This is a genomic window from Kitasatospora sp. NPDC059571 (genome assembly GCF_042735675.1).
Classification (GTDB): Bacteria; Actinomycetota; Actinomycetes; order Streptomycetales; family Streptomycetaceae; genus Kitasatospora.
In genome coordinates this window covers 1-7,304 of the sequence record NZ_JBHWBW010000106.1, presented here as the reverse complement: position 1 = coordinate 7,304, position 7,304 = coordinate 1, and the positions used below count along the sequence as shown (strand labels likewise).

Below are 7,304 nucleotides of genomic sequence, written 5' to 3'. Positions count from 1 at the left end.
CGGCGTCCGCCGCCGCGCTCGGCCAGTCAGAGGTTCCGGGGGGGGCGCTGTGAGCCGCGCCCCGCCCCCCGCGCGCGCGGGGCCCCCCCCCCCGCCCCGCGGCCCGGTCCGCGGCCACGAGCCCGGCCACTGCGACGAGATGCGCACGGCCGCCGGGCCGAACGGCGGCGGTGGCAACGAGTGCTGCGACCGGCGTGCCGACGGCAGGGCTGCCGGCACCGGTGCGGCCTCCCGCGGCGGCGGCGGTGGCGGCGAGGGCGGGCACCGCGAGGACCAGGGAGTCGTGCGCGGCGGGCACATCTTCTTCGGCCGGCAGAGGCTCGACCCGGCACCGCCGTCCCAGGCGTACTGGGTGGACCTGTCCGGCAACACCGGCTACCCGGGCACCTCGGTGTGCGGGGTCGCGGTGGCGGACCACGGCAACGACCTGTTCGTGAGGACCGTGACCACGAGCGGCGCGCTGTACGAGACCAGCTGCAACGAGGCGGGTGGCATGCCCGCCAACCTGGTGTGCAACAACGCATGGGTGCCGATCCTGCCCACGCTCTCGCCGACCGCCACCATCACGGGGCTGCGGGCGCCCGAGGACGTCCGGCCCCGACCCGTGGCCTGAGCCCGCGCGTGCCCACCGGCCCCGGCGGCCGCCACCCCCACGGCGGCCGGCGGGGCCGGCGGCGTGCCGACCCGGCTCAGGGTGCGGCGGTGAACACCAGCGAGGCGTTGTGGCCGCCGAAGCCGAAGGCGTTGGCGACGGCCGCGGAGAGGGCGCCCCGCCGGGGGCGGCCGGCGACCACGTCGAGCGGCACCGCCGGGTCGAGGACGTCGAGGTTGGCGGTCGCCGGGACGATGCCGTCCCGCAGGGCGAGGACCGCGGCGAGCGCACCGACCGCCCCCGCCGCCCCGAAGAGATGGCCGGTCATCGACTTGGTCGCGGTGACCGCCGGACGGGTGCCGATGGCCGCGGCGATCGACTCGGCCTCCGCCAGGTCCCCGAGCGGGGTCGAGGTGGCGTGCGCGTGCACGAGGTCGACGTCCAGTGGGCCGAGGCCGGCCCGGGCGAGGGCCAGCCGCATGGCGCGGACCTGGCCCTCCGGGTGCGCCGCCGTGATGTGGTGCGCGTCGGCGGTGACGGCGGCCCCGGCGAGGAACGCGTGCGCGCGGGCCGGGCGCGCGGCGGCGAAGCCGGCCCGTTCCAGGACGACGACGGCCGCGCCCTCGCCGATCACGAAGCCGTCCCGGTCCCGGTCGAACGGGCGGGAGGCCCGGTCCGGCTCGCCGTTGCGGGTCGAGTGCGCCCTCGCCTGCGCGAAGCCCGCCAGCGGCAGCGGGCAGATGCAGGCCTCCGCGCCGCCGGCCACCACCACGTCGGCCCGGCCGAGCCGGATCAGGTCCAGCCCGAGGGCGATCGCCTCCGCGCCGGAGGCGCAGGCACTGACCGGGGTGTGCGCGCCGCCGCGGGCGCCGAGGTCGATGCTGACCCGGGCAGCGGGGCCGTTGGCCATCAGCATCGGCACGGTGTGCGGGGAGACGCGGCGCACTCCGGACTCCTCCAGGACGTCGTCCTGGCCCAGCATGGTCAGCGCGCCGCCGGTGCCGGTGCCGATCACCACGGCGAGGCGCTCCGGGTCGACCTGCGGTGCGCCGGCGTCGGCCCACGCCTCGCGGGCGGCCACCAGGGCCACCTGCTGGCACCGGTCCGTCCGGCGGGCCAGTACTCGGTCGAGGATCTCCGCCGGCTCGACCGCCAGCCGGCCCGCGATCCGTACGGGCAGCCCGGCCGCCCACTCCTCGGTGATCGGCCCGATCCCGGACCGGCCGGCCAGCATCGCCGACCAGGTCGACGCGGCGTCCCCGCCGAGCGGCGTGGTCGCGCCGAGCCCGGTGACCGCCACGGCGTCGGTGGCAGCGTTCATCGGTGAACCTCCTTTGTGAGAGTGCGACAAGTGGTGTCGCGGCTCGCCGTAGGCCGATCCCGGCCCTGTTGCCACTCTTGCAGCAGGGTGACGGTCGATCAGGTGGTGTCGGCCACGGAGTCGGAGCACGGGACTCTGTTGGATTTCCACAATCCGCAGAGGTTGCGGCGGGTGGCGCGGACGGCCCGGCGGCGGGTGGATGCCGGGCCCGTGGGGGGCATAGTGGAACCGGACGGCAGGGTGGCCGCCGCGGTGGATCGCCGCAGCTCGGACAGGTGTACGGGCGATGCGGGGCCCGTGCGCGGTGTTCATCCGGAAGCTCCTTGCATGAATGTTCCGTGCTGCGTATATTCATGCCGAGTCGAGGAGGAGAGACGCCATGGCATTGCGAGTCGCCGTCGCCGGAGCGAGCGGGTATGCGGGCGGTGAGGTGCTGCGCCTGCTGCTCTCGCACCCGGAGGTCGAGATCGGCGCCCTGACCGGCGGCTCCAACGCCGGCGCGGTGTTCGGCACCCTGCAGCCGCACCTGCTGCCGCTGGCGGACCGCGTCCTGGAGCCGACCACGCCCGAGGTGCTGGCCGGCCACGACATCGTCTTCCTGGGCCTGCCGCACGGACAGTCCGCCGCGGTCGCCGAGGCGCTCGGCGACGACGTGCTGGTGGTCGACTGCGGCGCCGACTTCCGGCTCAAGGACCCGGCCGACTGGGAGCGCTTCTACGGCTCCGCGCACGCCGGCACCTGGCCCTACGGCCTGCCCGAACTGCCCGGCCACCGGGCCGCGCTGAAGGGCACCCGGCGGATCGCCGTGCCCGGCTGCTACCCGACCGCCGTCTCGCTCGCGCTCTTCCCGGCGTACGCCGCACGGCTGGTCGACCCGGAGGCGGTGGTCGTCGCGGCCTCCGGCACCTCCGGCGCGGGCAAGGCCGTCAAGCCGCACCTGCTGGGCAGCGAGGTGATGGGCTCGATGAGCCCGTACGGGGTCGGCGGCGGGCACCGGCACACGCCGGAGATGTCGCAGAACCTCTCGCCGGTCGCCGGCGAGCCGGTCACCGTCTCCTTCACGCCCACCCTGGCGCCGATGCCGCGCGGCATCCTCGCCACCTGCTCGGCCAAGGCCCGGCCCGGCACCACCGCGGCCTCGCTGCGCGCCGCGTACCAGGAGGCCTTCGCGGGCGAGCCGTTCGTCCGCCTGCTGCCCGAGGGGCAGTGGCCGCAGACCAGTTCGGTCTACGGCTCCAACGCCGCGCTGGTCCAGGTCGCCCTGGACGAGCACGCCGGCCGGGTCATCGCGATCAGCGCGATCGACAACCTGGTCAAGGGCACCGCCGGCGGCGCGGTGCAGTCCATGAACATCGCCCTCGGCCTGCCCGAGGAGCTCGGTCTCCCGCTGAACGGAGTCGCACCGTGAGTGACAAGCCCACCGACGGTCAGAACATCGGCGTCACGGCGGCGAAGGGCTTCCGCGCGGCCGGCGTCACCGCGGGCATCAAGGCCTCCGGCACCCCGGACCTCGCCCTGGTCGTCAACGACGGCCCCGCGTACGCCGCCGCCGGCGTCTTCACCTCCAACCGGGTCAAGGCCGCACCGGTGCTCTGGTCCGAGCAGGTGCTGAAGACCGGCACGCTGGCCGCGGTCGTCCTCAACTCCGGCGGCGCCAACGCCTGCACCGGGCCCGAGGGCTTCCAGGACACCCACGCCACTGCCGAGAAGGTCGCCGCCGAGCTGAACGTCGGCGCGATCGACGTCGCGGTCTGCTCCACCGGTCTGATCGGCGTCCGGCTGCCGATGGACATCCTGCTGCCCGGCGTCGAGCAGGCCGCCAAGGCGCTCAGCGAGGACGGCGGCCGCGCGGCCGCGATCGCCATCAAGACCACCGACACGGTGCACAAGACCGCGCAGGTCACCAGCCCGGCCGGGTGGACGGTCGGCGGCATGGCCAAGGGCGCGGGCATGCTCGCCCCGGGCCTGGCCACCATGCTGGTCGTGGTCACCACCGACGCCGCCGTGGAGAGCGCGGCACTGGACGCGGCGCTGCGCGGCGCCACCCGCACCACCTTCGACCGGGTCGACTCCGACGGCTGCATGTCCACCAACGACACCGTGCTGCTGCTCGCCTCCGGCGCCTCGGGCACGACCCCGGACGGGGCCGAGTTCGCCGAGGCCGTGCGCACCGTCTGCGCCGACCTCGCCCGGCAGCTGATCGGCGACGCCGAGGGCGCGTCCAAGGACATCCGGATCGACGTCACCGGCGCCGCGACCGAGGACGAGGCCGTCGAGGTCGCCCGCACCATCGCCCGGAACAACCTGCTCAAGTGCGCCATCCACGGCGAGGACCCGAACTGGGGCCGGGTGCTGGCCGCCATCGGCACCACCTCCGCCGCCTTCGACCCGGACGCGCTCGACGTGGCCATCAACGGGGTCTGGGTCTGCCGCGGCGGCAGCGTCGGCGAGGACCGCGACCTGGTCGACATGGCCGGCCGCGAGGTCGTCATCACCGCGGACCTGCACGCCGGCGAGGCCGCGGCGACGGTGTGGACCAACGACCTCACCGCCGACTACGTGCACGAGAACAGTGCCTACTCGACCTGATCCCGGGGGACAAGAGACCGTGAAGATCGCACCCAAGGGCGAACAGGCCCGCAGCAACGCAGCGCTGCCCAAGGCCCGCACCCTCATCGAGGCGCTCCCGTGGCTGGAGCGCTTCCACGGCAAGACCATCGTCATCAAGTTCGGCGGCAACGCCATGGTGGACGAGGACCTCAAGGCCGCCTTCGCCCAGGACGTGGTCTTCCTGCGCTACGCCGGCCTGAACCCGGTGGTCGTGCACGGCGGCGGCCCGCAGATCAGCGCCCAGCTCGACAGGCTCGGCCTGGAGTCCTCGTTCACCGCGGGCCTGCGGGTCACCACCCCGGAGACCATGGACGTCGTCCGGATGGTGCTCGCCGGGCAGGTCCAGCGCGAGCTGGTCGGCCTGCTCAACGGGCACGGCCCGTTCGCGGTCGGCATGACCGGCGAGGACGCGCACACCATGACCGCGGTCAAGCGGTACGCGGTGGTGGACGGCGAGCAGGTCGACATCGGCCTGGTCGGCGACATCGTCAACATCGAGGCCGGCGCCGTGAAGGCGCTCATCGGCGACGGCCGCATCCCGGTGATCTCCTCGATCGCCCGCGGCGCCGACGGCCACGTCTACAACATCAACGCCGACACCGCCGCGGCCGCCCTCGCGGTCGCGCTCGGCGCGGAGATGCTGGTCGTGCTGACCGACGTCGAGGGCCTCTACAAGGACTGGCCGGACTCCGACGACGTGATCAGCCAGCTCACCGCCTCCGAGCTGGAGGAGATGCTGCCCACCCTGGCGAGCGGCATGCTCCCCAAGATGGAGGGCTGCCTGCGGGCCGTCCGCTCCGGCGTGGGCACCGCCCGCGTGCTGGACGGGCGGGTGCAGCACAGCCTGCTGCTGGAGATCTTCACCGACGAGGGCGTCGGCACCATGGTCGTGCCGGACGACGAGCCGACCGTACTGGGGGGACTGGCATGAGTACCAACTCCGAGATCACGCAGCGGTGGCAGCACGCGCTGATGGACAACTACGGCACCCCGCGCCTCCCGCTGGCGCGCGGCGCGGGCGCCCTGGTCTGGGACACCGACGGCAACGAGTACCTGGACCTGGTCGGCGGCATCGCGGTCAACGCGCTCGGCACGGCCCACCCGGCGATCGTCGAGGCGGTCACCCGGCAGATCTCCACCCTCGGCCACGTCTCCAACCTGTTCATGGCCGAGCCGACCGTCCGGCTCGCCGAGAAGCTGCTGGAGCTCTTCGGCCGCGAGGGCCGGGTGTTCTTCTGCAACTCCGGCACGGAGGCCAACGAGGCCGCGTTCAAGATCAGCCGGCTGACCGGCCGCACCCACCTGGTCTCCCTCCAGGGCGCCTTCCACGGCCGGACGATGGGCGCGCTCGCGCTCACCGCCCAGCCGGCCAAGCAGGAGCCGTTCAAGCCGCTGCCCGGCGACGTCACGTACGTGCCGTTCGGCGACGTCGAGGCGCTGCGGGCCGCCGTCACCACCGAGACCGCCGCCGTCTTCCTGGAGCCGATCCAGGGCGAGAACGGCGCGATCCCGCTGCCCGACGGCTACCTGCGGGCCGCTCGCGAGATCACCCGCGCCACCGGCACCCTGCTCGTCCTGGACGAGATCCAGACCGGCGTCGGCCGCACCGGCCACTGGTTCGCCCACCAGGCGTACGAGGGCGTCGAGCCGGACATCGTGACCCTCGCCAAGGGCCTCGGCGGCGGCCTGCCGATCGGCGCCGTGGTCGCCTTCGGCGACGCCGCCGGCCTGCTCCACCCGGGCCAGCACGGCACCACCTTCGGCGGCAACCCGGTGGTCGCGGCCGCCGGCCTGGCGGTGCTGGAGACCATCGAGGCCGAAGGCCTGCTCGACCACGCCCGCAAGGTCGGCGAGCGGCTGCGGCACGGCATCGAGGCGATCGGCGACCCGCTGGTGAGCCACGTCCGGGGCGCCGGGCTGCTGCTCGGTATCGTGCTCACCGCGCCGGTCGCGGCGAAGGTCCAGGCGGCGGTGCAGCAGGCCGGCTTCCTGGTGAACGCCGCCGTGCCGGACGCCGTCCGGCTGGTGCCGCCGCTGGTGCTCACCGAGCAGCAGGCGGACGCGTTCGTGGCCGCACTTCCGGGCATCCTCCGCGCCGCCGGCGAGAGCGCCCCCGACGCGAACACCTGAGCGGAGTCCGGGAGAATCATCAGCATGACCGCACCCCAGTCCGACCAGTCCGCCGCCGGCCCGTCGCCGCAGGTCCCGCAGACCCGCACCGCGCGCCACCGGCGGATCGTGGACCTGCTGACCCGTCAGCCCGTCCGCTCGCAGAGCCAGCTGGCGAAGCTGCTCGCCGACGACGGTCTCGTGGTCACCCAGGCCACCCTCTCGCGGGACCTGGACGAGCTGGGTGCGGTGAAGATCCGCAACCGGGACGGCGCGCTCATCTACGCCGTCCCGGCCGAGGGCGGCGACCGCACCCCGCGCGCCCCGATGGGGGAGTCCGCCAGCGAGGCCAGGATGGCCCGGCTGGCGGGCGAGCTCATGGTGTCCGCCACCGCCTCCGGGAACCTCGTGGTGCTGCGCACCCCGCCCGGGGCGGCGCAGTTCCTGGCGTCCGCGATCGACGCCGCCGAGGTGTACGAGATCATCGGCACCATCGCCGGCGACGACACCGTGCTGCTGATCAGCCGTGACCCGTCCGGCGGCCAGGCGCTCGCCGACCACCTGATGCAGCTGGCCCAGGCCAAGGCCCAGTAGCCGCCGCCGTTCCACCGCCGTACCGCCCCCCGCGCGCGCGCCCGCCCCCCCCGCCCCGCCCGCGGGGCGGCGGGGGAG

7 protein-coding genes are annotated in these 7,304 nt (G+C 74.6%); 6 read left to right on the top strand and 1 reads right to left on the bottom strand.

Annotation, left to right across the window (positions count from 1 at the left end):
• The first annotated feature begins 139 nt into the window (after nucleotides 1-139).
• Entirely contained in the window at nucleotides 140-613 is a 474-nt protein-coding gene (locus ACFV0G_RS15000) for a hypothetical protein (RefSeq protein ID WP_380546646.1), read from the top strand.
• A 76-nt stretch (nucleotides 614-689) separates the two neighbouring features.
• Here ACFV0G_RS15000 and ACFV0G_RS14995 read toward each other — a convergent pair whose 3' ends face one another.
• A complete protein-coding gene (locus ACFV0G_RS14995; RefSeq protein WP_380546644.1) occupies nucleotides 690-1,913 on the bottom strand; it encodes a beta-ketoacyl-[acyl-carrier-protein] synthase family protein in 1,224 nt (407 codons plus the stop codon).
• A 379-nt stretch (nucleotides 1,914-2,292) separates the two neighbouring features.
• On the opposite strand from ACFV0G_RS14995, the gene argC reads away from it, so the two are divergent.
• Genes argC through ACFV0G_RS14970 form a run of 5 tightly spaced genes read left to right on the top strand, consistent with a single transcriptional unit; the run spans nucleotide 2,293 to nucleotide 7,226 of the window.
• Nucleotides 2,293-3,321 (top strand): N-acetyl-gamma-glutamyl-phosphate reductase, encoded by a 1,029-nt coding sequence (gene argC / locus ACFV0G_RS14990; protein WP_380546642.1) that lies wholly within the window; start codon nucleotides 2,293-2,295, stop codon nucleotides 3,319-3,321.
• A gap of 26 nt (nucleotides 3,322-3,347) precedes the next feature.
• Complete coding sequence (gene argJ / locus ACFV0G_RS14985; protein WP_380546673.1) at nucleotides 3,348-4,502, top strand: bifunctional glutamate N-acetyltransferase/amino-acid acetyltransferase ArgJ; 1,155 nt, start codon at nucleotides 3,348-3,350, stop codon at nucleotides 4,500-4,502.
• A 19-nt stretch (nucleotides 4,503-4,521) separates the two neighbouring features.
• Nucleotides 4,522-5,454 (top strand): acetylglutamate kinase, encoded by a 933-nt coding sequence (gene argB, locus ACFV0G_RS14980; RefSeq protein ID WP_380546640.1) that lies wholly within the window; start codon nucleotides 4,522-4,524, stop codon nucleotides 5,452-5,454.
• Nucleotides 5,451-6,653, top strand: a complete 1,203-nt coding sequence (locus ACFV0G_RS14975; protein ID WP_380546638.1) for an acetylornithine transaminase — start codon at nucleotides 5,451-5,453, stop codon at nucleotides 6,651-6,653. The genes argB and ACFV0G_RS14975 overlap by 4 nt, the downstream gene beginning before the upstream one ends.
• Before the next feature lie 24 nt (nucleotides 6,654-6,677).
• A complete protein-coding gene (locus ACFV0G_RS14970; protein WP_380546636.1) occupies nucleotides 6,678-7,226 on the top strand; it encodes an arginine repressor in 549 nt (182 codons plus the stop codon).
• The last annotated feature ends 78 nt before the right edge of the window (nucleotides 7,227-7,304 follow it).